The sequence below is a fragment of the Cupriavidus sp. 01L45 genome, assembly GCF_056399885.1.
In genome coordinates, this window is the sequence record NZ_JBFTSG010000018.1 from 38,501 (window position 1) to 63,339 (window position 24,839).

Sequence of the window (24,839 nt, forward strand, 5' to 3'; positions counted from 1 at the left end):
CCTGCGGCGTACCCGCTAGCGAATCAGCGCGCCATGTCCGGCGGGCAGCCAGCCGTGCCCCCGGTACCAGGAGATGACATCGCGCACCGTTTCCTCGACCGGCCTGAATCCCAGGCCCAGCTCGCGCTCGCTCTTGGCGTGGCTGAAACGGGTCCGGTCCGCTTCACTCACCATCAGCCGCACGGTGGCCAGGCTGAGCAGGACCGGCTTGCCGCTCAGGCGCGCGTAGATCTCTTGTACGCCGGCGAGCGCATACAGCAGAGGCAGCGGTAGCGCGCGCGCCGGCGTTGGCACACCGGCGACGCGGCCGATCAGCGGAATCAGCTCGCGCATCGTCATATGCCGGCCCGCCGCGAGATAGCGCTCGCCACGCCGGCCGCGCTGCGCGGCGGCGATCTGCGCCAGCGCGACGTCGCGGGCATCGACCACGGAGAAACTCCCTGGAACCAGTCCCGGCAGCTTGGCCAGCACCGTGTCGAGCGCCACCTGGCCGGCGGAAGTCGGGCCGATATCGCCCGGCCCCCACATCCAGCCGGGCAGCACGAAGGTGGCGTGCATGTCAGGGGTTGCCTTGAGAAAGTCCTGTACCGCGCGGTCCGCCAGGATCTTGCTGCGATAGTAGTCGTCCGCCTCGGCGGGATCGCGATCGTTGGTCTCATCGATCACCGCGCCCGGCGCGCCGTTCAGCACGGCAATGGACGAGGTCTGCACGAAGCGCCGGACACCAGCGGCATAGGCTTGCCCGATCAGGGCGGCCGTGCCATCGACATTGATGCGCCTGAGCGTTTCCCAGTGGCTGCCGCCCTTGTAGTTGTCGCGGAAGAAGGCCGCGGTATGGAACACCACGTCGCAGCCGCGCAGGGCCGGCACGAAAGCGGGAACGTTCTCCATGTCGCCAACCACAAGTTCGACGCCGGCCAGGCCGGCGAATTGCTGCTGTCCTTTTTCCGGCGAACGGACGAGCGCCTTGACGGCCACGCCGCGGCCAAGCAGCGCGCGCACGAGGTTGTTGCCCAGCAAACCGGTGGCCCCGGTAACGAAAGCGGTATTCAAATTCATGGCAGCCCCTGCATTTCGACGTTCATTGCGAATTCAGATATCAATTGATATCCGTTATCATAGCAGTTGAATTCCCAACATCAATGGCTATCGCTATCACCACCCGCCACGCCAATGAACCAACCCACCCCACGAAAGCGGCTAAGCCGCGAGCAAAGCCAGGCGCAAACCCGCGAACGCCTGCTCGATGCAGCACGGCGGCTATTCGTGCAGCGCGGCTTCGGCGGCACGTCGATCCGGGATATCGCGGAGGAAGCTGGCTATTCGCAGGGTGCGTTCTACTCGAACTTTCCTGACAAGGAGGCGCTGCTGCTCGATCTGCTGCGCGGCCATATGGAAGCCGAGGCGCGGCAGCTTGCCATGGTGTTCGATACCGCGGAACGCCCGGGCGGCGAGGTGCTCGCGGGCCTGGATGCCTGGGCCGCGACGCTCAACGCGGAGACGGACTGGGCCATGCTCTCGATCGAGCTGCAAATGCACGCCAATCGCAGCCCGGCGTTCGCCGGCGCATATCGCACCGTCTGGGAAACGCACCGTGCGGAACTCGGCCGCCTGATCGAACGGCTGTTCCGGCACCTTGGCCGCATACCGCCGGCTGCACCGGAAGAGCTGGCCGCCAGCTTCATGGCGCTTGCGCATGGGCTTGCGCTGCAACGGACCACGACGCATCCCGACCCCACGGGCCGCATGCTCATGGTCTTCCTGCGCGGCCTGCTGGCCAGTGCCGGGGCCGCGGGCGACGCGCCCACCGCGCGTCGCCGTTAGTGGGCGCCCCGCGCCTCAGTCGTCGAAATCCCACATCCGGTGCAGGTCCAGCCGCAGCCGGCTGTCCGCTTCCAGCGCGTCGACCATGGCCACCCGTTCGGCCAGCGTGGTGTCGGCCAGCGCGCGCCGGATGATCAGAAGTTCGCTCAAGCCGGTTTCRCCCGCCTTGTAGGCCCGCCCGGTGCGCGCGGCGGCGCTGCGCTGCAGCGCCAGCGCCTCGGACTGGGCCATGGCCGCGGCCCGCTTGCCTTCCAGCCCGCGATACTGCACCTCGAACTCCGCACCGATCCGGCGCTCCACCGACAGGCGGCGGCGGGCCGCTGCCTCCGCGTCGGCGGCGGCCGCCACCGCCGACGCGCGCCGGTGCGCCGAGCCCAGCGGCATGGCGATGCTCACACCGGCAATCCGCTCCGCGCCGCCGCGCTCGACCGTGAAGAACACGCCCACGGTCGGGTCGGGCTTGCGCTCCAGGTCGGTGCGCCGGGCCTGCCGCTGCGCCTGCATCTCCTCGGACTGAGCAAGGCGGAACTCGTGGCTGTCCTCCACATAGCGGATGCGCAGCGCGTCGGCGGAATCGTCCGGCAAGGCCTGCAGGCGCACCTCCGCAGGCAGGCCGCCGGGCACGCCAAGCCCCGGAAAGCGCGCCCGCAGCTCGGCTTGCGCCGCTGCCTCGGCCGCCCGCGCGCTAGCCAGCGCGGCAGCCGTGCGGGAGCGCTCGGCCAGCAAGAGTTCGTGATCCATGCGCGCCGCATCGCCTGCCTGTACGCGCCGCGCGGTCACGCTCGCCAACTCCGCGGCCAGGCTGTCGTTGCCCTGCGCCGCGACCCTTGCCTGCTGCGCGCGCAGCGCCGCGAACCACAGCGACAGGATCTGCCGCGAGACCTCATGGCGCGCATCCATCACGGCGAGCTGGCCGGACTGCACGGTCGCATCGGCCAGCGCGCCATCGGCATCGGCCTTGCCCCATAACCGCAGCGGGCGCTCCAGCGCCAGTTGCCCTTCGGCATACCGCTCGGACGGCTCCCGCACCTGCCGGCCCTGCCCGATGGCGCGCACCACGGCCTCGGCGGTGCCGGCACGGATGCCGTCCGCGCGGGCCAGCACCGCGTCGCGGTGCGCTTCGGCCATCTGCACGTCGGGGGACTGGCCGACCGCCTCGCGCACGGCGGCTTCCGGAGGCAAGATGCCGGCTTCGGCCGGCCGGATCGCCTGCGCCCACGCGGTACTCGTCATGCCGCCGGTTGCGGCCATCAGGGAGACGGCCGTTGCCACGGCGAATGCCGAAGCGGCGGCAATCCCGCGCATTGCGCCCTTCGTTGCGCCCTTCGCGCTCCTGGTTGCGCTCTTCATTGCCCCTCTCCTTGTTCCATGCGGCCCTGGTTTTCCTCACGCGAACGCGCCACGCCGTAGCGCTCGAACAAGAGCGGTAACAGCAGCAAGGTCAGCGCGGTGGCACTCACCAGCCCGCCCGAGACGACGATGGCCAGCGGACGCTGGATCTCCGAGCCCGGCCCGGTCGCCAGCAGCAGCGGGATCATGCCCAGCGCGGTGATGCAGGCGGTCATCAGCACCGGCCGCAAGCGGTCGCGCACGCCAGTGCGCACTGCCTCCGCCACTGGCCGCCCCTCCTCCAGCAAGGTGTTGAAATGCGAGACCAGCACCACACCGTTGAGCACGGCAATGCCAAGCAGCGCGATAAAGCCCACCGAGGCAGGCACCGAGAGGTATTCGCCCGCCACCCGCAGCGCGGCGATGCCGCCCACCAGCGCGAACGGGATATTGGCAATCACCAGCGCCGCCTGCCGGATCGAGCGGAAGGTCAGCATCAGCAGCAGGAAGATGGCGCCCAGCGCGAGCGGCACCACCAGCGCAAGACGCGCGGCGGCGCGCTGCTGGTTCTCGAACTGCCCGCCCCAAACCACGCGCAGCCCCTTGGGCAGCCCGGCCAGGCCAGCCACGGCGGCTTGCGCCTCCTGCACGAAGCCGGTCAGGTCGCGCCCTTCCACGCTGACCTGGATCACCGCGAAGCGTCCGCCGTCTTCATGGTTGATCCGCACCGGCCCTTCCACGCGCCGCACCTGCGCCAACGAGGTGAGCGGCCAGGGCGTGCCATCCGGTGCCGTCACCTGCAGGCTGGTGAACATCTCCGGCGTCTGCCGCAGGCTTTCGCCGCCCCGCAGGATCAGCGGCGTGCGCACGGTGCCCTCCGGCACGATGCCAATGCGCTCGCCTTCCACCTGCGCGCGCAGCAACGCCTGCAGCGCGTCGCCGGAAAGCCCCGCGCGACCGACGGCCGCGCGGTCCAGCGCGAGCGTGAGGTACTGCACGCCCTCGTTGCTGGGCGCGATGACTTCCGCCGCGCCGGCGATCTTGCGCACGCGCGCTGCGATGGCCTGCGCGGCCGTGTCGATGGCGCCGAGATCGTTGCCGAACACCTTGATCGCCACGTCGCCGCGCGTGCCGGTCAGCATTTCCGACACGCGCATCTCGATGGGTTGGGTGAAGCCGTACACCACGCCCGGGAAGCGTTCCATGACGTGGCGGATGGCGGTGGCGATATCTTCCTTGCTGCCGCGCCACTGGTCCTTTGGCTTTAGCACCAGGAAAGTGTCGGTCTCGTTCAGCCCCATCGGGTCCAGGCCAAGGTCGTCCGAGCCGGAGCGCGCCACGATCGAGCGGATCTCCGGCACCTCGGCCAGCAGCGCCTGCTGCACCCGCAGGTCCAGGTCCACCGAAGTGGCCAGCGAGACCGACGGCGCCTTTTGCAACTGCACGATCAGGTCGCCCTCGTCCATGGTGGGCATGAAGGTTTTGCCCACCGACAGGTAGAGCGCCACCGCCAGGGCCAGCGCCGCGCCCGCCGCGGCAAAGACGATGCGGCGATGCTGCGCGCTCCAGTCCTGCAGCCGGGCAAACCCGCTCGCCACCTTGCGCATCAGGTACGGCGCCTCGTCGGCATGCGCGCGCAGCAGCATCGATGCCAGCGCAGGCACCACGGTGAACGCGATCACCACCGACGACGCCAGCGCCAGCACGATGGTCAGCGCCACCGGCCCGAACAGCTTGCCCTCCAGGCCCTGCAGCGACAACAGCGGCAGGAATACGATGGCGATGATCGACACACCGGCCAGCATCGGCGGCGCCACGCTGGCAACGGCATGGCGGATCACCGCGCCACGCAGCGACGGATCGCTCTTGTGGCCGTGCGCCCGCGCCAGGGCGGACTCGATGTTCTCCACCACCACCACCGCCGCGTCCACCAGCATGCCAAGCGCAATCGCCAGGCCGCCGAGGCTCATCAGGTTGGCGCTCAGGCCCACGTAGCGCATCAGCAGGAAGGTTGCCAGCATCGACAGCGGCAGGGTGGCCGCCACCACCAGCGCCGCGCGCAGGCCGCCGAGAAACAGGTACAGCGTCACCACCACCAGCAGGCTGGCTTCAATCAGCGCGCGCACCACGGTATTGGCGGCACGGGTGACCAGTTCGCCGCGGTTGTAGAACACGTGCGTGGACATGCCCTTGGGCAGCTGGGGCGCCAGCTCGTCCAGCCTGGCCTGCACGGCGGTGACCAGCTGGCGGGCATCGGCGCCGCGCAAGCCCAGCACCAGCCCCTCGACCGCTTCGCCACGGCCGTCCTTGCTGACCGCGCCGTTGCGCGTGGCCACGCCGAGCCTGACGGTGGCCACATCGCCCACCGTCACCAGCGGCATGCCATTGCGCGCGCCGGGCGCATCGATGACGATCTGCCGCAAGTCTTCCACGCCGCGCACGCCGCCTTCCACGCGCACCACCCAGTTCTCGTCGCCCTGCTCCACCCGGCCCGCGCCATCGTTGCGGTTGTTGGCGTCGAGCGCCTGGCGCAGTTGCTCCAGCGTGACCGCGCGGGCGCGCAGCCGCGCCGGGTCGGGGATGACTTCGTAGCTGCGCACCGCGCCGCCCAGCGCGTTGACGTCGGCCACGCCAGGCACCGTCCGCAAGGCCGGGCGGATCACCCAGTCGAGCACGCGGCGCCGCTCGGCGAGCGAGAAGCCATCGCCTTCCACTGTGAACATGAACATCTCGCCCAGCGGCGTGGTGATCGGCGCCAGCCCGCCGATGGCGTTGGGCGGCAAATCGCGCATCAGTCCGGACAGCCGCTCGGACACCTGCTGGCGGGCCCAGTAACTGTCCACGCCCTCCTCGAAATCGACCGTCACGTCGCTGATGCCGTACTTCGATACCGAGCGGACGATGGTCTTGTGCGGAATGCCAAGCAGTTCCTGCTCGACCGGCGTGGAGACGCGCTGCTCCACTTCCTCCGGCGTCATGCCGGGAATCTTCAGGATGACCTTGACCTGGGTGGGCGAGATGTCCGGGAAGGCATCGATGGGCAACTTCAGGTATGCCCACGCGCCGGCCACCGCCAGCACGCAGGCGGCAATCAGCACCAGCGCCCGCTGGCGCAGGGAGAATTCAATCAGGCCGGCGAGCATCACTGACCTCCCGCCAGCATGCCCTTGAGCGCGCCCACGCCGCCGACCGCAACCCGCGTGCCGGCCGGCAGCGCGGCCCGCACGGTCGCCGCGGCATCGTCCACGGCCTCGACCACCACGGTCTGGTAGCGCACGCCGGCCTTGTTCGCCACGAACACGCCGGGTGTGCCGCGCCAGTACGTCAGCGCGGCAGCCGGTACCCGCGCGCGGCCCGCGCCGGTGGCGTCGGGCGCGCTACGCAAGTGCACGATCACATTCACGCTTTCGCCGGCCTGCAGGCTGCCGCGTTGGTCCAGCGCCGCGCGCACGCGCACGGCGGCGGTGCCGTCGCTCGCCGGCACCACGCCGGCCACCTTGCCGGTGGCGCCGCGCTGGCGCACTTCCACGCGCTCGCCGCCAGTGGGGGCCGGCATGTCGCGGCCGACCAGCAGGTCAAGCTCCAGCGCGGTGGGATCGACGATGCGGAACAACGGCGCCGCGCCGTCCACGCGCGTGCCGGGCACCGCGTTCACCTCGGCGATCAGCCCGGCGCGGCCGGCCACCAGTTGGGGTTCGCCAGAGCCACTGGCGAACACGATGCCCGCGGCGCCCATCTCGGCCTCGCGGGCGCGCACCATTGCCGCCGCCTCTGCGGCGCGCGCCTGCGTGGCTTGCCAGCGGCTGCCGGGGATGATGCCGTCTTCATGCAAGCTGCGGTCCCGCGCCAGCGCGAGCCGCGCCAGGTTGGCCTGCGAGCGCGCTTCGGCCAGCGCACGCCCCGCCTCGAACAACTGCGGGCTGGCAAAGGTGGCAAGCGCCTGGCCGGCACGCACCGGCTGGCCGATCGCCACCAGCACGCGCGCGACCATGCCGGGATAAGGCGCGGCCACCACGTACTGCGCATCGGGCTTGAGCACCACGCGCCCGCTGGCGCCAATCTCAACCTGCGCGGCACTGGCGACCGGCTCGAACCGCACGCCGAGCGCGCGGGCCTGGGCATCGGACAAGGCCAGCGCCTGCGCGCGCGCCATGCCGACGGGAAACAGCGCTGACGCAAGCAATGCGCCAACGAACAACATGCGACGGGAAAACATGCCTGACTCCAAAGCAGGATGGAAGCGCCCGGCGCGCCTTGACCGGTCCCGGTCAGGCGCGCGAGCGTGCACCGCCGGCGTGGCCGGCGGGGGAATCAGGAGGCGAAGGGAGGAGCGTGCGCCGGAGGCGGCCTGCTATCGCCGCCACGCCATCGGGGCGGCGTGCGTTCGCGCCAGGGCAGGCGCCGGGGTGCCGGCAAGGGCAGCGCCGCAAACAGCAGGAACGCGAAGACCACGCCGACGAGCACATCGGCGGCCTGTACGTGGAGGGTAAAGGCAATGGGGCCGATGGCGGTCTGTACATCGACCTCCAGCGGCTCGACCGCGACCAGCGCGCTGCCATCGTGGGCAGCGGAAGCGTTGGGCGAAGCGGAAGGAGAATAGGAATTAACCGCACCTTGCAGCGCCGTGTGCACATGCAGGCCATGGAGTTTCGGGGTTCCGAGATGGCCGTGCAGAAGCGGGGTCAGGAGCTGCATTGCGAACAGCAACAGCAGCAGGACTCCCCGGAAGAAGGAGGGGCGGTCTGCGCGAAACATGGCGCGATTGTAACCGAGTTCGAGGCGGTGGCTAGTGCTCATGGCATCTGCGCTGGCCGAGGATCAGCGCTCGACACTGCCCGGCTTCTCGAAGCGCAAAGGCTGCGCATCGGGCGCTCGGCACCGCCCACCGCCAAGCCCGTTCACTTCACCGCGCCCACGGTAAAGCCCGCGACAAAGCGGTCGACGAACAGGTTGTAGAGCACCGCCACCGGCACGCTGACGACCAGGCAGGCGCCCATCAGGGAGCCCCAGAAATAGACGTCCCCGCRCACCAGGAAGGTCGGCACGCCAACGCTGACGGTGTACTGCGACGAACTGGTGATAAAGGTGAGGGCATAGACGAATTCCTGCATCACCAGCGTCAGCGTGAATATGACCACCGTCAGGATGCCGGCCGACGACAGCGGCACCACCACCTTCAGGAAGGCGCCGAAGCGGCTCAGCCCGTCCATCATCGCCGCCTCTTCGATATCGCGCGGCACCGCCTTGAAGAAACCCATCATCAGCCAGGTGCAGAACGGCACCGTGAAACTCGGGTACACCAGCACCAGCGACCACAGCGAATCCTGCAGTCCGAGCGCGCCGATGATGCGGGAGAAGGGAATGAACAGGATGGTGGGCGGGATCAGGTAAGTCAGGAAGATGGCGATCGCCAGTTGCCGTCCGCGGCTGCCTGCCAGCCGGGCCAGGCTGTAGCCGGCGGGCACCGCCAGCAGCAGGGTGATGGCCACCACCATCGCGCCCACCAGCAGCGTATTGGCGATCCAGCGCAGGTACTGGGTCTCCAGGAACAGCACGCGCAGGTTGTCCAGGGTGGGCGGCTGGTTGAACAGGAAGGGGTTGTTGGCGGTGTTGATCAGGTCGTGGACATCCTTGAAGGTGGTGATCAGCATCCAGTAGAAGGGAAAAGCACAGAACCCCGCGAAGACGGCAAGGATGGCGACATGGCCGAAGCGTGCGCCCCAGCGCGCGCCACGGTGCTGCCAGCGATTTGCATCGGCACGCATGTCAGGCTACCTCCGCGCGGTTGGCGACGGTCAGCAGCAGGGCCACCACCGCTACCAGCAGCGGGAACAGGAACAGCGAAATCGCCGCGCCCTCGGCCAGGTCGCCGCCCTGGATGCCGGTGAAAAATGCCAGGCTGGCCAGCACCTGCGTGGTGTCGTAAGGCCCGCCACGCGTCAGCACGAAGATGATGATCATGTCGGTGAGCGTAAACACGATGCCGAACAGAAGCGCCACCAGCATGATCGGCATCACCAGCGGGATATTGATGCGGAACAGGTGGCGCCAGAAACCGGCGCCATCCATGGCGGCGGCGTCGTGGATATCCTGCGGGATGCCATGCAGGCCGGCCAGGATGATGACCGTGGCCAGYGGCAGCAGGCGCCAGACATCCACCAGGATCACCGACGCCATCGCCAGGTCCGGCTGGCCCAGCCAGACCGGCCAGGTATTCGGGCCGAGCAGGCCGAGCGCGCGCAGCGTCCAGTTGATGATGCTGTAGACCGGATCGAAGATCCACAGCCAGCCGATCGAACCCAGCGAGATCGGCGCCACCCACGGCAGCAGGATCAGCAGCCGCACCAGCCATTTGCCGCGAAAGTCGCGCAGCAGTGCCAACGCCAGGATCTTGGCCAGAATCACCACCAGCGCCTGGGACACCAGCGTGAACACAAGCGCATTGCCGAGCGAGCGCCAGAAGGTGGGGGTCTGCACGATGCGCCGGAAATTCTCCAGGCCAACGAAATGCATGGCGCGGCTGCCCACGGTGATGTCGGACAGGCTGTAGTAGATCGACAGCAGGAAGGGAAAGCCGAGCAGCAGCGCGATGTAGATGAGTGCCGGCGCCAGCATCAGGGCGCCGAGCCAGCGCTCGCCCTCCAGCACATGCCAGCCGCCGGCCTGTGGCGCAAGCGCGGCGGAAGACCGGGCGCTCATGCGGGCCTCCCTGACGGCGCCGCGCTCACGCTGGCGCCGGAACGCGGATCAAAGCGCCTCAGGTCGGCATGCCGCACCACGAACGGGTAGCGCGCACCGGTCTCCAGCGGGAAGGTGACCGTGCAGGGAATCCGCGAGATGACCTTGGCGGGCGGCAGCGGTGGCTCCAGCAAGCCGTACACCAGCCGGTCGGAACCGAGGTTTTCGATGCGGGTGACATGGAACGGAAAGGGTTCCAGCATTTCATCGTCGCCGTAGACACCGCGCGGCAGGAAGTGCTCCGGCCGGAAGCCCGTCACCACCGCATCCGTATCGACCAGGTTCATCGGCGGCGAGCCGATGAACCTGGCCACGAACGTATCGGCCGGGTGCTCGTACACTTGCTGCGGCGTGCCGATCTGGTGCACGCGGCCGTGGTCGAGGATGGCGACCCGGTCGCCCAGCGCCAGCGCCTCGATCTGGTCGTGCGTCACGTAGATCGTGGTGGCCGCCAGGCGCCGCTGCAACTGCTGCAATTCCTCGCGCGCGGAAGTCCTGAGCTTGGCGTCCAGATTGGAGAGCGGCTCGTCCAGCAGGAAGGCCACCGGATCGCGCACCACCGCGCGCGCCAGCGCCACCCGCTGGCGCTCGCCGCCGGAGAGCTGGCGCGGCTTTCGCGCCAGCAGGTGGCCGATGCCGAACAGCGCCGCGGCCCAGTTCACCTTGCGCGCGATCGCCTCGCGCGGCATGCGCTGCGCCTGCAGCGGGAAGGCGATGTTGCCGGCCACGCTCAGGTGCGGATAGAGCGCGTAGCTCTGGAACACCATTGCCATGTTGTGCGCGCGCGGCGGCAGCCCGGTGACGACACGGCCGCCCACCAGGATGTCGCCGGAGGTGGGCGCTTCCAACCCGGCGATCAGGCGCAGCAAGGTGGTCTTGCCCGAGCCAGACGGGCCCAGCAGCACCAGGAACTCGGCCTCGCGCACGGCAAGGCTGATGCCGTCGACGGCGTTGCCGCCGTCGAAGCGCTTGGTGAGCGAGCGGGTCTCCACCGTGGCCATGGCTCATCGGCCCACGCCCGTCCCGACACCGCCGGCCCGGCGGGGGCGGCGGCTCATACCAGCCCTTTTTCCCGCCACTTGGCGAAGATCCGCTTGCAGGTCGCATCCGCGGCGCGGATGGCATTCTCCGGCGTTTCGTCGCCAGTGGCGGCCTTGGCGAACATGGTGTTGAGCACCCATGTATTGAAGATCTCGTCGGTGGCCGCGTTGGCATAGCCAGGGAAGCCGACGTTGGTGGCCTGATTCCTCAGGCTGCCCAGTACTTTGTACTTGTCGCGCGGCCTGGCCTTGGGGTCGTCGGCGATCAGCTTCTGCAGGTCCGGCACCGTGCCCGGGAAGCACGGGAAGTTGTAGAACTCGCTACCAAGGAAGCCCTCGCGGAAGTGGTCGATATAGTCCACCAGGAACTTCCTGGCGCCCGCAATGTTCTCGGCGAACTTCCAGATCACGTAGCAATCCATCACATGCTCCAGGCCGATGCGCCGCACCGGCCCTTGCAAGGCCTGCGTGAGCCAGATGTCCGACGTGACCGGCAGGTTCTTGTTCTCGCCTTCGCGGGTGATGGAAATCGCGTTCAGGCAAAGCGAGATCTTGCCTGCGAGCATGGCTCGGTTATTGGACGACGGGTCCCACGCCAAGACCTCCGCCGTCATGGTTTCCTGGTACAGCGCCTTGACGAACTTGACTGCCTCCAGCGTATTCTTCGAGTTCAGCACCACGGTATGGCGCTCATCCTGCACCGAGCCGCCGAATGCATAGAGGATGGCCCGCATCGCCATCGCGGTGTCGAGTTCCGCGGACAAGCCAATGCCGACCGGAATATTGCGTTTCTGCTTGATCTTCCTGCCCGCTGCAAGGACATCCAGCCAGTTATCGGGCGCGGCCATGCCAACGTCGTCCCAAAGGTCCTTGCGATAGTTGATCGGGTCCGGCACGAAGCTGTCGGAAAAGCCGAAGTACTTCTTCGTCTTCGGGTTATACGTACTCTTGATCGCCAGCTCGACCGGCCTGCCATGCTTGCGCTGGCATTCCTCGTAGATCTCGCGGTGATCGATGACCTGCTCCTCGTACACCGGGGGCGGCGACAGGAACATGAACAGGTCGTGCCCTTTTTGCGCGGAAACCTCGGCCGCGGCCCGCGTGGCCAACGCGGGGATTCCCACGTGATCGACGATGACCTCGGTATCGTTGCGCTGGCCCCATTCCTTCACGTAGGTGTTGTCGAACCACTTGTCGTAGCCCGGTACGAAATGGTTCCACTGGAGGATCTTCAAGGTGTGTTTGGCCGCCCGCGCCCGACGTGGCAGCACAAAGGGGCCAAGGCCCGCAGCGAGCGCGGTTGCCCCGGCGGCCTGAATCAGGCGGCGCCGCCGCGCGTTGTGGCCGATAAGGGTGCCGGTGGATCCGTGCCGGCGCGAATAGACGATTCGATCGATAGGTGCAATCCGCGTGTCTTCGTTCATGGCCGCCTCCGCAAGCAAGCCGTTAGCCGGCATGCGCGCCGATCGCGGTGGCATGCGCAACCTGACTTAAGAATAGGAGTTGGCGAACCCAAGGAAAAGAGACAAAGGCTTGATTTCATTGGGTTTAGTATCCAGATTCAAGGACTGGCCGGGTCTCTGCCGCATAGCAGCATCGGTAGCCCGCGCCGGCCGCCACTTGCGCAGCGCAGCACAAAACACGCGCATCGCAAACCGGTATTCCTCCGGCTTTCGCCATACCATGGAGGCTGGCGCCAGCCACGCCGCCCAACAACCTAGCCAGGGGCTTCCCATGCGCGACCGCTATCTTTCCCACCTCCGCGATACGCTGGACACCATCCGAGCCGACGGCTTTCACAAAGCCGAACGCGTCATTGCCAGTCCGCAGGCAGCCGACATCCGGCTCGCGGGCGGCGAGCATGTGCTGAACTTCTGCGCCAACAACTACCTGGGCCTGGCCGACGATCGCCGCCTGATCGACGCGGCGCGGCGCGGCCTGGAGCAGGATGGCTTCGGCATGGCGTCGGTGCGCTTCATCTGCGGCACGCAGTCGGTCCACAAAACGCTGGAGGCGGTGCTCGCCAAATTCCTTCACACCGGCGACAGCATCCTGTACTCCAGCTGCTTCGATGCCAACGGCGGGCTGTTCGAGACGCTGCTCGATGACCAGGATGCGGTGATCAGCGACGAACTGAACCATGCCAGCATCATCGACGGCGTGCGACTGTGCAAGGCAAAGCGCTACCGCTACCGCAACAACGATATGGGCGACCTGGAGGCGCGGCTGCGCGAGGCCCATGCCGCCGGCGCGCGCTTCAAGCTGATCGCCACCGACGGCGTGTTCTCGATGGACGGGATCATTGCCGATCTCAAATCCATCTGCGACCTGGCGGACCGCTACGGCGCGCTGGTGATGGTGGATGACTCGCACGCAGTAGGCTTTGTCGGCGAGCACGGGCGCGGCACGCCGGAGCTATGCGGCGTGGAGGGCCGCGTGGACATCATCACCGGTACGCTGGGCAAGGCGCTGGGCGGGGCCTCCGGCGGCTACGTGGCCGCGCACCGGGAAATCGTGGAATTGCTGAGGCAGCGCTCGCGCCCGTATCTCTTTTCCAACTCGCTGGCGCCGAGCATCTGCGCCGCCACGCTGAAGGTGCTGGACCTGCTGGCCAGCGAGGAAGGCGCCGCGCTGCGCGCCCGCGTGCGCGAGAACGGCGAGCATTTTCGCCGCGAGATGACGGCGCTGGGCTTTACGCTGGTGCCTGGCGAGCATCCCATCATCCCGGTGATGCTGGGCGATGCCGCGCTGGCCTCCGGCATGGCGGACGCGTTGCTGGCGGAGCATGTGTATGTGGTCGGGTTCTCCTTCCCGGTGGTGCCCAAGGGCCGGGCGCGGATCCGCACGCAGATGAGTGCCGCGCACACGGCGGAGCAGATCGAGCGGGCCGTTGCCGCGTTTGCAAAGGTCGGCCGCAAGTTCGGCGCCATCGCCTAAGCTTCGTGCAGGAGGCTCCCCATGAAAGCCCTCGCCAAACTTGAACGCGCGCCCGGCCTGACCATGACCGAGGTGCCCGAGCCGGAAGTCGGCCACAACGATGTGATGATCCGCATCCGCCAGACCGCCATCTGCGGCACCGACATCCACATCTGGAAATGGGACGAGTGGGCGCAGAACACCATCCCCGTGCCGATGCAGGTCGGGCATGAGTACGTCGGCGAGATCGTCGCCATCGGGCAGGAGGTACGCGGGCTGGAAATCGGCGACCGCGTGTCCGGCGAAGGGCACATCACCTGCGGCTTTTGCCGCAACTGCCGCGCCGGGCGCCGCCACCTGTGCCGCAATTCGGTGGGCGTGGGCGTGAACCGGCCCGGCGCGTTCGCCGAGTACCTGGTGATTCCGGCCTTTAACGCCTTCCGCATTCCCGACGACATCCCGGACGAGATCGCCGCCATCTTCGATCCTTTCGGCAACGCCACTCATACCGCGCTGTCTTTCAACCTGGTGGGCGAGGACGTGCTGATCACCGGCGCCGGCCCCATCGGCATCATGGCCGCCGCCATCGCGCGCCATGTGGGCGCGCGCAATGTGGTGATCACTGACGTCAACGACTACCGTCTCGCGCTGGCGCGCAGGATGGGCGCCAACCGCGTCGTCAACGTGCAGCACGAGAATCTGAAAGACGTGGCCGCCGAGCTGCATATGACGGAAGGCTTCGATGTGGGCATGGAGATGTCCGGCGTGCCGACCGCCTTCGCCACCATGCTCGAGCACATGAACCACGGCGGCAAGATCGCCATGCTCGGCATTCCGCCGTCGAAGATGGCGATCGACTGGAACCAGGTGATTTTCAAGGGGCTGGAGATCAAGGGGATTTACGGCCGCGAGATGTTCGAGACCTGGTACAAGATGGTCGCCATGCTGCAAAGCGGCCTCGACCTGACGCCCATGATCACCCATCGCTACAGCGTCGGCGACTTCGAAGCCGGTTTTGCCGCCATGCTGTCGGGCAATAGCGGCAAGGTGGTGCTGGACTGGACGGGATCGAGTCAGACGGCCACCGTTCCCGCCTAGAAGAGCGAGAGCGAATGCGCATGCCGGCCCTGTCGGCACCCCCGCTCAAGCGCCGCTAGCGATACACCAGCACTGGGATATTGCTGTGCGTCAGCACCTTGTTGGTCTCGCTGCCGATCAGCACGCCCTGCACGCCGCGGCGCCCGTGCGAGGCCATCACGATCAGGTCGCAGCCCTTGTCCTGGGCAGCCTGGATGATCGCCTGATACGGGTGGTCCTGCATCACGCCAAGGGTCTCGCAAGACACGCCCGCCGCCTCGGCTTCGGCGGCCAGGGTCTTCAAATAGTCCGCCACGTTGCTGGTGGCCTCCCGCTCGAACCGCGCACGGGTATTGGCCAGCATCTCCACCTGGTACGTATAGACATGGAAATCCGGGATCACACGGATCAGAGTGACCCGAGCTCGCGCCTCGCGGGCAAACACCAGCGCCTTCCTGAAAGCGGATTCGGACAGTGGCGAGCCGTCGACGGGTAGCAGCAGATGCTGGAACATGGCTTCCTCCTTGCACGCGAGGGGCGGAGGCCACCGGGTAGATTCCTCCTCGCCCATCGCTCGGGGTTGAGGATTACCTCACTCCAAGTATAGGTGTCGCGGTGCCGCGCACACACCGCCCTCTTCATCCAGCCGCGATTTGCCGGTAAGATCCAGCACCGGTTCCGCGCCAGTGCGCGGCACCAAGCGTTTACCCGAGGCCGGGCAGCCACACAATGGCAGCCCGGCCTTGTCAAGACGGCAGCCGCCCGGCCACCGTCGCCACTGCACCGCCTTGCCACCCAATGCGGCGCACCAGGAAAGCGAAGCTACCCCTTTGCATTCCCAATCTTCATGGAGAAGACGCTTTGACTGAACGCACCACCCCAGAGGCCGCCGGCCGCCTGTTCGGCACCGGCGAAGGCCCGACCCACGAGCGCGTCACGCTCGCCACCGACCCCGAATCCGGCCTGCAGGCCATCATCGCCATCTACAGCACCAGCCTTGGCCCCGCTTTCGGCGGCTGCCGCTACTGGACTTATCCCGCCGAGAGCGATGCCCTGACCGACGCCCTGCGCCTGTCGCAAGGCATGGCCTACAAGAACGCGCTCGCCGACCTGCCCTTCGGCGGCGGCAAGGCCGTCATCCTGCGCACCCCGGCGCAGCATGACCGCGCTCAGCTCTTCCGCGCCTTCGGCCGGCTGGTCGAATCGCTGGACGGCAGCTACATCACTGCCGAGGACGTCGGCACCACGGTGGAAGACATGGTCGCCGCCCGCACGCAGACCCGCTACATCAGCGGCATGCCGCGCGAAGGCACTTTCGGCGGCAACCCCTCGCCCAAGACCGCCTATGGCGTGTTCGTCGGCATCGAAGCCGCCGTGCGCTATGTGCTCGACCGCAACACCCTGCAAGGCGTGACCGTTGCCGTGCAAGGGCTTGGCTCGGTCGGCTGGGACCTGTGCCGCCGGCTGCATGAAGCCGGCGCCAGACTGATCGTGGCCGACATCAACGGCGCCAGGGCGGAGCAAGCGCGCGAGCAGTTTGGCGCGCATGCCGTGCCGACAACCGCCATCACCAGCGTCGCCGCCGATGTTTTCGCGCCCTGCGCGCTCGGTGCCGTGATCACCCCGGCGGTTGCCGAGCAGTGCCAGTTCAAGATCATCGCAGGCGGCGCCAACAACCAGTTGGCCTCGCTGGATGAAGGCGACACCCTGCAGCGCCGCGGCATCTTCTATGCGCCCGATTTCCTGATCAATGCCGGCGGCATCATCAGTTGCGCCCGCGAGTATCTCGGCGGCGCCGATGAAGCCGCGGTGCTGGCCGAGGTGGCCCATATCCGCGAGCGCGTGTTCGAGCTGGCACAGCGCGTGGAGAAGACCGGCCTGGCGCCCGCGCGCGAGGCGGTCAGCTGGGCGCAGGAGAAGCTCGCACGGGGCGTACGCTAGCCTCGCCGTTGCGAGAGTCCGCGCCGGCAGCGGGAGCCGGCGCGGCATCACGGGTCCGGCTCGCGCCGATCGCATGATCAGGCGCGAGGAAAGCTCTCTCTATTTACAAATCGATCGGCTATTCGACCGGCTAATCAATCGTCACCACGATAGCCACCCGCCGATTCTCCGCGCGGCCGGCCGCCGTGCGGTTGTCCGCCACCGGCTTGCTCTTGCCCAGCCCTCGTACCTCGATCTTCTCAGGCAGGAATCCCGCCGTGGCGAACACATTGGCCACCGCCTCCGCACGCCGCACCGACAGTTGCTGGTTATAGTCGGCCGAGCCTGAATCGTCCGTATGGCCATCCAGCCTGACCTGATCGATGCCCGCGCCCGTCAGCGCCAGCCCTATCCGTTGCACGGTCGCTTGCTGGTCGCCGCTGATGACATCCTCGTTCAAGCCGAAGAGAACCTTCTCCGACAAGCCCAGTTCCCAGCCGTTTTCGGTCAGTTTGAAACCCTGCTGCTGCAGCGCGTCGACTTGCGTGGCGGTGAGTGTGGAGACAGGCACGGTCTGGCAGGCGCCCAGGGCAAGCGTCATGGCGATCAGGGCGGCAGCCATGCCCCAGCCTCCGATGCCTCGCAAGTTCGATAACACGATGGATACTCCTGTTTCCGCATCGGCTTCCGCTTCCGCTTCGGTTTTCTTCTTCTATGCCTGTTCGGCTTGCACCGTGACCAGGCGCGGTTCCGCGCTTTGCCAGCGCCCCCCCGATCTGCGCTTGGCCTGATACATGGCTTCGTCCGCGGTCCGCAGCAAGGCGGCGGCCGTTTGCGCGTGCACGGGAAACACGGACAGGCCGATGCTCAGCGACGCGTCGATGCGGGTTCCGCTCGACAGTTGAACCGGATCCCGCATGCGAATCAGGATATGCTCCGCGACCTGGATGATGTCGGCCGGCTTGCGCAGCGCCGTCACCAGCACGGCGAACTCGTCCCCGCCCAGCCGCGCGACCACGTCGCCCTCGCGCACGCAGGAGCGGATGCGCTGCGCAATGTCGAACAGCACTTCGTCCCCCGCGGCGTGGCCGAAGCTGTCATTGATCTCCTTGAACGCGTCGCTATCCAGGTAGAGCACGCCCGCATGCGTCTTCGTGGCGGTGGCAAGGCGCACGGTGCGCTGCAATGCGTCTTCGAATGCCGCCCGGTTGAGCAGGCCGGTCAGGCTATCGTGGCTGGCGCGGTGTGCCAGCGAGCGGTTCTCGTGCTGGAGCTGGTTCTGCCAGGTCTCAAGCTCGTCGAGCAGGCCGTTGAAGTCCTCGCCGAGCGCGTTGAGTTCGGCAATATGGGCCGGGGGCGTACGCCGGTCGAAGGCACGCTCCGAACGCACCGCGTGGGCTACGTGCATCAGGTTGCGCACCGGCTCGATGATGTGGACCAGCATGCGGCTCGACAGATAGTGCGCGCTGACCGCGGTGAGCAGCAGGCAAGCCAGCAAGCCGAGCAGGCCGCTCAGCACGAAGCGCAGCAGGTTGGCGGGATCGCCGGTCAGCCGAACGGTGCCAACCGGCTGCGTTTCATGCAGGATCACCTGTTCCACCGGGCCCAGCGCCATCAGGCGGCTCGCCAGGCGCTGCAGGCCGGAGAACCGCGCGCCTTCCGGGCGCTGCCATTCGGCCAGCAGCCGGTTGTCCCTGTCATAGACGCTGGCCTCGGCCACCTCCGCCGCGGCGATCGCCACCAGTGCCTCGCTAGCGGCCGCCTGGTCGCGGAACACCACCGGCGCCTCCAGCGTATAGGCGACGGAGCGGGCCACCAGGTGCAGGTTGTGGTCGGCATACACGCGCAGCGCCGCCAGTCCGAGCGCGGTCAGCGAGATGCCGGCGGTGCAGACCGCGATCAGCGCCACGCCGAAGTGGATGCGGCGCAGCGTGTTGTACAGCGTCGGGCGCGATACCGCTGCGTCGGGCCGGGATGGCATGGTCATGACGGCGGCCCCCGGCGGCGGCCGAGCTGCAGCACGCCCGGATGGATGTGAATCCCGCTACGGGCAACGGAATCCAGGTTGACGCGGAAGGTAACGCGGCCATCGGCGACGTTGAGGCAGAACATGCTGCCGACCTCGCACTCGAAGTCTTCCTCCGTGATGACGAGGACGGGGCGCCCGCTCAGCTCCGTTGCCACCTTCTTGCGCCTGACATCCGTCATGACGCCCAGATAGACGGAATCGCAGCCCGTGGTCATCCCGGCATCCAGGAGTTCGATGCGCCTGGCTTGCACGGAGCGCCCGGTCGCCAGGATCCCGCCTTCCGAGAGTTTGGCGGCGTAGCGGGCGGATCCGTCTATGCAAAGGCGCAAGACGTCTCGCTCCGAGGGCCAGCGGGCATAGCCGAGCAGGCTGAATACCACCCGTGCCACCGCCTCGGAACGTTGCGGGGCCGTGTCCGCAGCGGTCCCCTGCGACTGCACGCACAGGCTGGCGGCAAGCAGGGCCAGCAGGAAACGAGAGGGAGAGAAGCGCCTCCGGCCGGTACAGGGACTGGCCGGGGCGGTAGCCATTTCAAGAGGCAAGAGTTCGGGCCTACCAGGTTGTACTTGTTGGGCACATCGAATCACACTGCAGGCGATACGATCTGACTTGGCCAGCGTCGATACTCAGGGATTCCTGCCCGATGCGGATGCAATCACGGGACAACCTTGCCAGCCCAAACCCTATAACGGCGTTCCCGGATTGATATTTACCTTTATTTTGGCTGTCGAGCGGATGCCGCTCCCTTTGGCCAGGAACCACGGGAAACGAGACGGGATTGTTTGCGGCACGACAGGAACTGGCAGGCGGAAGCAGGCCCGGGACCAAAGCCCCGGCGTTCGATATCCGAATGCCTGTCAATGAAAGCGCTGCCGAGACAACAATTCAGCGTAGCCGTATTCCTGACATGCACAGGGCCTTGTGAAACATGAACCGGGACAGCCGACCGTTACCATCCATGAACGGGTGAATGAAGACGAATCCGAACGAGGCGATGCTGGCCGCAATGATAGGGTCGACCTGGCACGGGGCATCGTTGACGAAATCCGAGTGCAGCCCAGTATTTTATTCAATTGTGCCTAATACACTACCCACGCCGGACTCGGACCCGCTCAGTACGCAAAGTTTTTTTCGGCGCCCCAGGATTTTCTTTAGTCTGCGTTCTGGCGGCACCGCCGTCGAGGCCGCACGTCCTTTGACGCCAGCCAAAAACCACTTTCAAACCAAAGCCGCACCCGCAACCCTCCCCAACATCCCCATCGGCCCAACCCGCTCCACAATTCGCATCTGCGCCCCATCCCGCACAAAAAACGACCCCGCGAACCCCAGCGTATTCACCGAAATTCCCTCCACGCACTCCGCCGACCTAGGCACGAGCAGCATCCCCAACCGCGTGACCAGCAAGTTATACGGCCCCGACGGCTGTAATTCACCGTTGACATCAATCGCCCGCACGCCGACGGCATCGAGCAGCGCCCGGTAACGCGCGAGCGCGATGTCCGCCAGCCCGGGCACGCGCGCGGAGGACAAAGCCAGCGGCGCGAACGCATGCGCAAAAGCCAGCCCAGGCACGATGCCCACCGGACCATCTATCCGCGCCGAAGCCAGCAAGGGCGCGATTGGCAGCGCCGGGCCATCCGGGCCGAGCGGCAGCGGCACCATCTGCAAGTGCTTGTGGCGCTGGCTTGCGCCGGCAGCCGCTCCCCCGTTGTAGAAACCCACCGCATCAAACTCGGCCATGCATACCAGCAGCGCCTCGAAATCCGCCAGAGCAAGCAGCGCGTCCTGCGATTCGAAACGGCGGGTGACAATGAGCAGGTGATGATCGATGACGTTGAACTTGTTCAGCAGCGCCACGTGGGTGTCCGAGATATCGGCGACGAACAGGTCCGGATCGTAAGGAAGGAACGGGTTGACCGCCGCGCTGGCGTCGCGTTGCCGGGCCTTGTCCTGATCCTTGCGCGCGAGGCTGGAGACCTGCCGCACCAGGAAGCGTACGCCACCATCCTCGATGACCGCCTGGATGGTCTCGATCGGACGCAGCGCCCCGCAACGCAGGGCGTGCGCCGTCTGGCGCAGGATGGCCGGCCACAGCGTGCCGGGCTGGAAAGATCGATCAGGCATGATCTGGACGACAGGATGCAGTGACTATAGTCATAGCCGGCCTCGCCGGCCAATCCCATCCCGCAGCCGCGCAATGCGCCGGAAGTGACGCCCGTGGCGCGCGGCCGGCATCTTGCCTCAGCGAAAATCAGGGATGACTGACAATGGCGCGACGCCGGGCGCCAGGCCCGGTGCGCTAGCTTGCCCGCTCCTCGATTGCGTCGACGCGGCCCGGATAGAAAGCCAGGTGATCCCCGATCGCCGCAACGGCGGGATATGGCGCCTCATAGGTCCACACCGCATTGACCGACCGCTCGCCGCCCGAGGGGATGCTGTAGTAGGCGCAGTCGCCTTTGTACGGGCAGTAGGTGGCGTGGCCGGTGCGGGCAAGCCGCGACATGTCGACGTCCTTGCGCGGGATGTATTGCACTGCGGGATACGATGCCTCTTGCAGCGTCAGGGCTTCGCGCGTGTCGGCGATCACGACGCCGCCGATGGACACCACGACGCGCGACGGGTTGGCCTCGATCGTGATCGGATGATCGGGTCCAGGGATCTTGATCGGCTTGCTGGTCATGGCCAGGCCTCTTCCGGGGAATCGCCAGACCGCCAATACTACGCCCGAAGCAGCAACGCCGCCGGGCGTCAATGTGCGCCCTGCACCGCCCGGCGCAGCGCCGCCCGCGCCAGCAATCGCGTGGAATCCAGCGTAGGCAGCGGCGAATTGGCGTCATTCACGATCAGCGGGATTTCCGTGCAGCCAAGCACCACGGCGTCGCATCCCTGCCCCTTCATCCGCTCGATGACTTGCTGGAAGTAAGCGAGCGCTTCCGGCGTGGCGATGCCGCCAACCAGTTCATCCATGATGATGCGGTTGATCTCGGCGCGCTCGGCGTGGTCCGGCCGCACGAACCCGAGACCACGCGCGCCGAGCTTCTCGGGGTACACCTCGCTGTCGACAAGCCAGCGCGTGCCGGTCACGCCAAGGCGGGTGAAGCCGCGCTGCACCGCGCTGTCGGCGACTGCCTCGGCAATATGCAGCCACGGCAGCGGCGAACGCGGCAGCACGTAAGGCAACGCCTGGTGGATGGTGTTGTCGGGGCAAATCAGGAAATCGGCACCCATGCCGGCAAGCTTTCCGGCGGAGGTGAGCATCAACTCACCTACCGCTTCCCAGTCGCCGCGATCGAGGCACCTGACATACTCGGCGAGCGAAGGCGTGTGCATCGATATCTCGGGATGCGCATGCGCCCCCAGCAGGCGGCTGCCTTCCATGCAGATGGTGCGATAGCAAAGCGCCGCGCCTTCGGCGGAGCAGGCAACGATGCCAATGTGGCCAGGCATTGGGGGATCCCGTCAGGAGAAAGGGGGGAGTTTATCGCGCCCGCTTCCTGCGTTGCCCGGTGGCTATCTCCCCGGGGGCCTCAATACGGCATCGCAGATCGCGACGATATGCCGGTGATCGGTCCCGCAACATCCGCCCAGCACCGACATCTTCGTCAGATGCCGGCACAGCCCCAGATATCGCTCCCCAAGGTCAACCGGATCGCCGGCATCCAGCGTTTGCGCTTCATCGAGTTCCGCGTGACTCTTGGCTGAGGCATTGGCACGCACGCCGCCGATACGCGCGGTCCAGGGCTCTCCGGTGGAGACGGCTGCCTCGAAATGGCTCGGGTGCGCGCAGTTGATCATGTAGTAGAGCGGACCGCCCGCCGTCTCGCGGTCGACCCGTTCGATCGCCGCGCCCAGGGTGTCGCCCGATGGCAGCTTGCCGTCGGTTTCGACGGTAAAGGAAACCGCGACAGGCGCACCGGCGGCGCTTGCGGCACGCACGATGCCGATCGCCTCGTCCGGATAGGTCATGGTCACGGCAGTGACCATGTCAGCGCCCGCCTCGCGCAGCGCCTCGATCTGCGGGGCATGGTAATGGCGGGCCTCGTCCTCGCTCATCCGGATGCCGGGCTGGTAGCCATCCCCGCGCGGGCCAACCACGCCGTTGATGACGATCGTTGTATCCGGCGTGGCAAAGGCCGCGCCGAGGCCCGCCGCCCAGGCGACCGACCGGCGATTCGCATCGGCTACGGCCTGTGGCGAAAAACCAAGCTTGCCGCCCCAGTCCGCGTTGGCCCGCCAGGTCGGCGTATCGAGGACGAATCCGACCCCGCGCTCCACGGCCGTGCGCAGATACGGCACGAAGTAGCGCTCCAGCCGCTGCAGCCCCTCGTCGCTGAGCACGAGCGGAAACGCGGCAAAGCATGGCAATTCGATGCCTTCCAGGAAAACCAGCGTGGTCTCGAGCCCGCCATCGGCCAGGAAGACCGGGCCGCCGGGCCTTGGCAGGTTTTGGGGAGCGAGTGGCATGACAGCACCTCCGGCAGTGGGACGCCAGGACTCGGCGCGCACGCACCGTCCCGGCCCCGGCACACCGCCGGAGAGCGCCAATACGCGCATGCCGCCGGCTTCACCCGCGGCCCAGCAGCAGGACTGGCCAATCCACCGGTGTTGCCGATGCCTCGAAGTATAGAAGCGCCTGGATTCGCCGCCAGCCTGCCGTGGCGCCCTTAGCCGGCCGTGCGTGCCTTGACGCGCCCCGCCGCATCCTTAGCGCGGACGCGGGCGGTTTCCACATCGGCGTCATACGCCAGTGCCACGCCCATGCGGCGCTTGGCAAAGCTCTCCGGCTTGCCGAACAGGCGCAGCTCGGTCTGCGGCACGCGCAGCGCCTCGTCCACGCCGTCGAACACCACGCCTTGCGCATCCACGCCGCCATAGATCACCGCGCTGGCGCCCGGGCTCTTGAGCGCGGTGCTGACCGGCAGGCCGAGAATGGCGCGCGCATGCAGCTCGAACTCGTTCTGCCACTGGGTGATCATGGTCACCATGCCGGTGTCGTGCGGACGCGGGCTGACTTCGCTGAACCAGACCTGCTCGCCCTTGACAAACAGCTCCACGCCGAACAGGCCCTGCCCGCCCAGGTTGGCGGTAACGGCCTGCGCGATCTGCTGCGACTTCCGCAGCGCGGCGGGATGCATGGGATGCGGCTGCCAGCTTTCCACGTAGTCGCCGCTCACCTGCACATGGCCGATCGGTTCGCAGAACTGCGTCTCGACCTGGCCGCCGGCGCCGATCGCGCGCACCGTCAGCAGCGTGATTTCATAGTCGAAATCGATAAAGCCTTCCACGATCACGCGGCCGTGGCTGACCCGGCCGCCGGCCATGGCGTAGTCCCAAGCGGCCTTGACATCGGCGGCGCCGTCGATCTTGCTCTGGCCCTTGCCGGAACTGCTCATCACTGGCTTGACCACGCACGGGTAGCCGATGCCGCCGTCGATGGCGGCCTGCAGTTCTTCCAGCGAATCGCAGAACTTGTACGGGCTCGTGGGCACGCCCAGCGTTTCGGCGGCCAGGCGGCGGATGCCTTCGCGGTCCATGGTCAGGCGCGCCGCGCGCGCCGTGGGAATGACGCGCACCACGCCGCTGGCTTCCAGCGTCTCCAGCATCTGCGTGGCGATCGCTTCGATCTCCGGCACCACCAGGTCCGGCTTCTCGGCTTCGATCAGCGCCTTGAGCTGCTCCGGGTCGCTCATGGCGATGGTGCGCGCATGGTGGGCGACCTGCTGTCCGGGTGCGTTTTCATAGCGGTCCACCGCGATCGTTTCAACGCCGAGCCGCTGCAGCGCGATCAGGACTTCCTTGCCAAGCTCGCCGGAGCCCAGCAGCATGACTTTGGTCGCGGAAGGCGAGAGAGGGGTGCCGATAGTGGTCATGTGAGATCAGGGCCTGAAGATCAAGTAAAAACAGGGATTGTACGTGCAGAGAAAGGGCGCGCCCAGGCCGGGCGGCAAGCGGGCCGGGGAGGCCGG

Annotated in this window: 22 protein-coding genes and 1 pseudogene; 4 read left to right on the forward strand and 19 right to left on the reverse strand. The window is 67.2% G+C overall.

Features of this window, described 5'->3' with window-relative positions; all coding sequences use genetic code 11:
* Positions 1-15: 15 nt before the first annotated feature.
* Positions 16-1,059 carry an SDR family oxidoreductase gene (locus tag AC1DT6_RS14270; protein ID WP_441635375.1) on the reverse strand — a complete coding sequence of 348 codons (1,044 nt, stop codon included), beginning with the start codon at positions 1,057-1,059 and terminating at the stop codon, positions 16-18.
* A gap of 114 nt (positions 1,060-1,173) precedes the next feature.
* Between AC1DT6_RS14270 and AC1DT6_RS14275 the strand changes: the two genes are divergently transcribed.
* Positions 1,174-1,824, forward strand: a complete 651-nt coding sequence (locus AC1DT6_RS14275; RefSeq protein ID WP_441635373.1) for a TetR/AcrR family transcriptional regulator — start codon at positions 1,174-1,176, stop codon at positions 1,822-1,824.
* 15 nt (positions 1,825-1,839) lie between these two features.
* Here the strand turns inward: AC1DT6_RS14275 and AC1DT6_RS14280 are convergent, their stop codons facing one another.
* From AC1DT6_RS14280 to AC1DT6_RS14315, 8 genes are all read right to left on the reverse strand, one after another.
* The gene (locus AC1DT6_RS14280) at positions 1,840-3,057 is read right to left on the reverse strand and encodes a TolC family protein (protein ID WP_477102718.1); all 1,218 of its coding nucleotides are present in this window, start codon (positions 3,055-3,057) and stop codon (positions 1,840-1,842) included.
* Between the two features lie 113 nt (positions 3,058-3,170).
* Positions 3,171-6,296, reverse strand: coding sequence for an efflux RND transporter permease subunit (locus tag AC1DT6_RS14285; protein ID WP_441637524.1), 3,126 nt, complete (start codon positions 6,294-6,296; stop codon positions 3,171-3,173).
* On the reverse strand, positions 6,296-7,369 hold the full coding sequence (locus AC1DT6_RS14290; RefSeq protein WP_477111324.1) for an efflux RND transporter periplasmic adaptor subunit: 1,074 nt from the start codon (positions 7,367-7,369) through the stop codon (positions 6,296-6,298). The genes AC1DT6_RS14285 and AC1DT6_RS14290 overlap by 1 nt, the downstream gene beginning before the upstream one ends.
* Positions 7,370-7,464: 95 nt before the next feature.
* Complete coding sequence (locus AC1DT6_RS14295) at positions 7,465-7,950, reverse strand: hypothetical protein (protein ID WP_441627546.1); 486 nt, start codon at positions 7,948-7,950, stop codon at positions 7,465-7,467.
* Between the two features lie 101 nt (positions 7,951-8,051).
* The gene (locus AC1DT6_RS14300) at positions 8,052-8,918 is read right to left on the reverse strand and encodes a carbohydrate ABC transporter permease (RefSeq protein ID WP_477114744.1); all 867 of its coding nucleotides are present in this window, start codon (positions 8,916-8,918) and stop codon (positions 8,052-8,054) included.
* 1 nt (position 8,919) lies between these two features.
* A complete protein-coding gene (locus tag AC1DT6_RS14305; protein ID WP_441627550.1) occupies positions 8,920-9,852 on the reverse strand; it encodes a carbohydrate ABC transporter permease in 933 nt (310 codons plus the stop codon).
* Positions 9,849-10,892, reverse strand: coding sequence for an ABC transporter ATP-binding protein (locus AC1DT6_RS14310; protein WP_477111325.1), 1,044 nt, complete (start codon positions 10,890-10,892; stop codon positions 9,849-9,851). The genes AC1DT6_RS14305 and AC1DT6_RS14310 overlap by 4 nt, the downstream gene beginning before the upstream one ends.
* A 53-nt stretch (positions 10,893-10,945) precedes the next feature.
* The gene (locus AC1DT6_RS14315; RefSeq protein ID WP_441627554.1) at positions 10,946-12,355 is read right to left on the reverse strand and encodes an ABC transporter substrate-binding protein; all 1,410 of its coding nucleotides are present in this window, start codon (positions 12,353-12,355) and stop codon (positions 10,946-10,948) included.
* Positions 12,356-12,665: 310 nt separating this feature from the next.
* Here AC1DT6_RS14315 and AC1DT6_RS14320 point away from each other — a divergent pair, with 310 nt between their 5' ends.
* The gene (locus AC1DT6_RS14320) at positions 12,666-13,868 is read left to right on the forward strand and encodes a glycine C-acetyltransferase (RefSeq protein WP_441627556.1); all 1,203 of its coding nucleotides are present in this window, start codon (positions 12,666-12,668) and stop codon (positions 13,866-13,868) included.
* 21 nt (positions 13,869-13,889) lie between these two features.
* Positions 13,890-14,945: an L-threonine 3-dehydrogenase gene (gene tdh / locus AC1DT6_RS14325; RefSeq protein WP_441627558.1), complete on the forward strand. Its 1,056-nt coding sequence runs from the start codon at positions 13,890-13,892 to the stop codon at positions 14,943-14,945.
* Between the two features lie 55 nt (positions 14,946-15,000).
* On the opposite strand, the gene AC1DT6_RS14330 is transcribed toward tdh, so the two are convergent.
* On the reverse strand, positions 15,001-15,438 hold the full coding sequence (locus AC1DT6_RS14330) for a universal stress protein (RefSeq protein WP_441627560.1): 438 nt from the start codon (positions 15,436-15,438) through the stop codon (positions 15,001-15,003).
* Positions 15,439-15,722: 284 nt separating this feature from the next.
* On the opposite strand from AC1DT6_RS14330, the gene AC1DT6_RS14335 reads away from it, so the two are divergent.
* A complete protein-coding gene (locus tag AC1DT6_RS14335) occupies positions 15,723-16,865 on the forward strand; it encodes a Leu/Phe/Val dehydrogenase (RefSeq protein ID WP_441627562.1) in 1,143 nt (380 codons plus the stop codon).
* A gap of 130 nt (positions 16,866-16,995) precedes the next feature.
* On the opposite strand, the gene yfiB is transcribed toward AC1DT6_RS14335, so the two are convergent.
* From yfiB to purT, 9 genes and pseudogenes are all read right to left on the reverse strand, one after another.
* Complete coding sequence (gene yfiB, locus AC1DT6_RS14340; RefSeq protein WP_441627564.1) at positions 16,996-17,466, reverse strand: outer membrane lipoprotein YfiB; 471 nt, start codon at positions 17,464-17,466, stop codon at positions 16,996-16,998.
* Between the two features lie 90 nt (positions 17,467-17,556).
* A complete protein-coding gene (gene dgcN / locus AC1DT6_RS14345) occupies positions 17,557-18,831 on the reverse strand; it encodes a diguanylate cyclase DgcN/YfiN (protein WP_441627566.1) in 1,275 nt (424 codons plus the stop codon).
* The gene (gene yfiR / locus AC1DT6_RS14350) at positions 18,828-19,403 is read right to left on the reverse strand and encodes a regulatory sequestration protein YfiR (protein WP_441627568.1); all 576 of its coding nucleotides are present in this window, start codon (positions 19,401-19,403) and stop codon (positions 18,828-18,830) included. Before yfiR ends, dgcN begins: the two co-directional genes overlap by 4 nt.
* 370 nt (positions 19,404-19,773) lie before the next feature.
* Positions 19,774-19,896 (reverse strand): annotated as a pseudogene (locus tag AC1DT6_RS14355) (Fic family protein); the annotation flags it as partial.
* 195 nt (positions 19,897-20,091) lie between these two features.
* Positions 20,092-20,997: an ATP adenylyltransferase family protein gene (locus tag AC1DT6_RS14360; protein WP_441627570.1), complete on the reverse strand. Its 906-nt coding sequence runs from the start codon at positions 20,995-20,997 to the stop codon at positions 20,092-20,094.
* Between the two features lie 175 nt (positions 20,998-21,172).
* Positions 21,173-21,553: a DUF427 domain-containing protein gene (locus AC1DT6_RS14365; protein WP_441627572.1), complete on the reverse strand. Its 381-nt coding sequence runs from the start codon at positions 21,551-21,553 to the stop codon at positions 21,173-21,175.
* A gap of 68 nt (positions 21,554-21,621) precedes the next feature.
* The gene (locus tag AC1DT6_RS14370) at positions 21,622-22,320 is read right to left on the reverse strand and encodes an aspartate/glutamate racemase family protein (protein WP_441627574.1); all 699 of its coding nucleotides are present in this window, start codon (positions 22,318-22,320) and stop codon (positions 21,622-21,624) included.
* 63 nt (positions 22,321-22,383) lie between these two features.
* Positions 22,384-23,337, reverse strand: coding sequence for a homocysteine S-methyltransferase family protein (locus AC1DT6_RS14375; RefSeq protein ID WP_441627576.1), 954 nt, complete (start codon positions 23,335-23,337; stop codon positions 22,384-22,386).
* A 200-nt stretch (positions 23,338-23,537) separates the two neighbouring features.
* The gene (gene purT / locus AC1DT6_RS14380) at positions 23,538-24,743 is read right to left on the reverse strand and encodes a formate-dependent phosphoribosylglycinamide formyltransferase (protein WP_441627578.1); all 1,206 of its coding nucleotides are present in this window, start codon (positions 24,741-24,743) and stop codon (positions 23,538-23,540) included.
* Between the last annotated feature and the right edge of the window lie 96 nt (positions 24,744-24,839).

What these genes read in the sequence shown, in the direction of transcription:
- AC1DT6_RS14315 (WP_441627554.1), bottom strand. Translation starts at nt 12,355, where the DNA reads ATGAACGAAGACACGCGGATTGCACCTATCGATCGAATCGTCTATTCG.
- AC1DT6_RS14320 (WP_441627556.1), top strand. Translation starts at nt 12,666, where the DNA reads ATGCGCGACCGCTATCTTTCCCACCTCCGCGATACGCTGGACACCATC.
- yfiB (WP_441627564.1), bottom strand. Translation starts at nt 17,466, where the DNA reads ATGGCTGCCGCCCTGATCGCCATGACGCTTGCCCTGGGCGCCTGCCAG.
- AC1DT6_RS14375 (WP_441627576.1), bottom strand. Translation starts at nt 23,337, where the DNA reads ATGCCACTCGCTCCCCAAAACCTGCCAAGGCCCGGCGGCCCGGTCTTC.
- AC1DT6_RS14335 (WP_441627562.1), top strand. Translation starts at nt 15,723, where the DNA reads ATGCGGCGCACCAGGAAAGCGAAGCTACCCCTTTGCATTCCCAATCTT.
- AC1DT6_RS14310 (WP_477111325.1), bottom strand. Translation starts at nt 10,892, where the DNA reads ATGGCCACGGTGGAGACCCGCTCGCTCACCAAGCGCTTCGACGGCGGC.
- AC1DT6_RS14295 (WP_441627546.1), bottom strand. Translation starts at nt 7,950, where the DNA reads ATGAGCACTAGCCACCGCCTCGAACTCGGTTACAATCGCGCCATGTTT.
- AC1DT6_RS14330 (WP_441627560.1), bottom strand. Translation starts at nt 15,438, where the DNA reads ATGTTCCAGCATCTGCTGCTACCCGTCGACGGCTCGCCACTGTCCGAA.
- AC1DT6_RS14275 (WP_441635373.1), top strand. Translation starts at nt 1,174, where the DNA reads ATGAACCAACCCACCCCACGAAAGCGGCTAAGCCGCGAGCAAAGCCAG.
- AC1DT6_RS14370 (WP_441627574.1), bottom strand. Translation starts at nt 22,320, where the DNA reads ATGCCTGGCCACATTGGCATCGTTGCCTGCTCCGCCGAAGGCGCGGCG.
- tdh (WP_441627558.1), top strand. Translation starts at nt 13,890, where the DNA reads ATGAAAGCCCTCGCCAAACTTGAACGCGCGCCCGGCCTGACCATGACC.
- yfiR (WP_441627568.1), bottom strand. Translation starts at nt 19,403, where the DNA reads ATGGCTACCGCCCCGGCCAGTCCCTGTACCGGCCGGAGGCGCTTCTCT.
- AC1DT6_RS14290 (WP_477111324.1), bottom strand. Translation starts at nt 7,369, where the DNA reads ATGTTTTCCCGTCGCATGTTGTTCGTTGGCGCATTGCTTGCGTCAGCG.
- purT (WP_441627578.1), bottom strand. Translation starts at nt 24,743, where the DNA reads ATGACCACTATCGGCACCCCTCTCTCGCCTTCCGCGACCAAAGTCATG.
- AC1DT6_RS14365 (WP_441627572.1), bottom strand. Translation starts at nt 21,553, where the DNA reads ATGACCAGCAAGCCGATCAAGATCCCTGGACCCGATCATCCGATCACG.
- AC1DT6_RS14270 (WP_441635375.1), bottom strand. Translation starts at nt 1,059, where the DNA reads ATGAATTTGAATACCGCTTTCGTTACCGGGGCCACCGGTTTGCTGGGC.
- dgcN (WP_441627566.1), bottom strand. Translation starts at nt 18,831, where the DNA reads ATGACCATGCCATCCCGGCCCGACGCAGCGGTATCGCGCCCGACGCTG.
- AC1DT6_RS14360 (WP_441627570.1), bottom strand. Translation starts at nt 20,997, where the DNA reads ATGCCTGATCGATCTTTCCAGCCCGGCACGCTGTGGCCGGCCATCCTG.
- AC1DT6_RS14285 (WP_441637524.1), bottom strand. Translation starts at nt 6,296, where the DNA reads ATGCTCGCCGGCCTGATTGAATTCTCCCTGCGCCAGCGGGCGCTGGTG.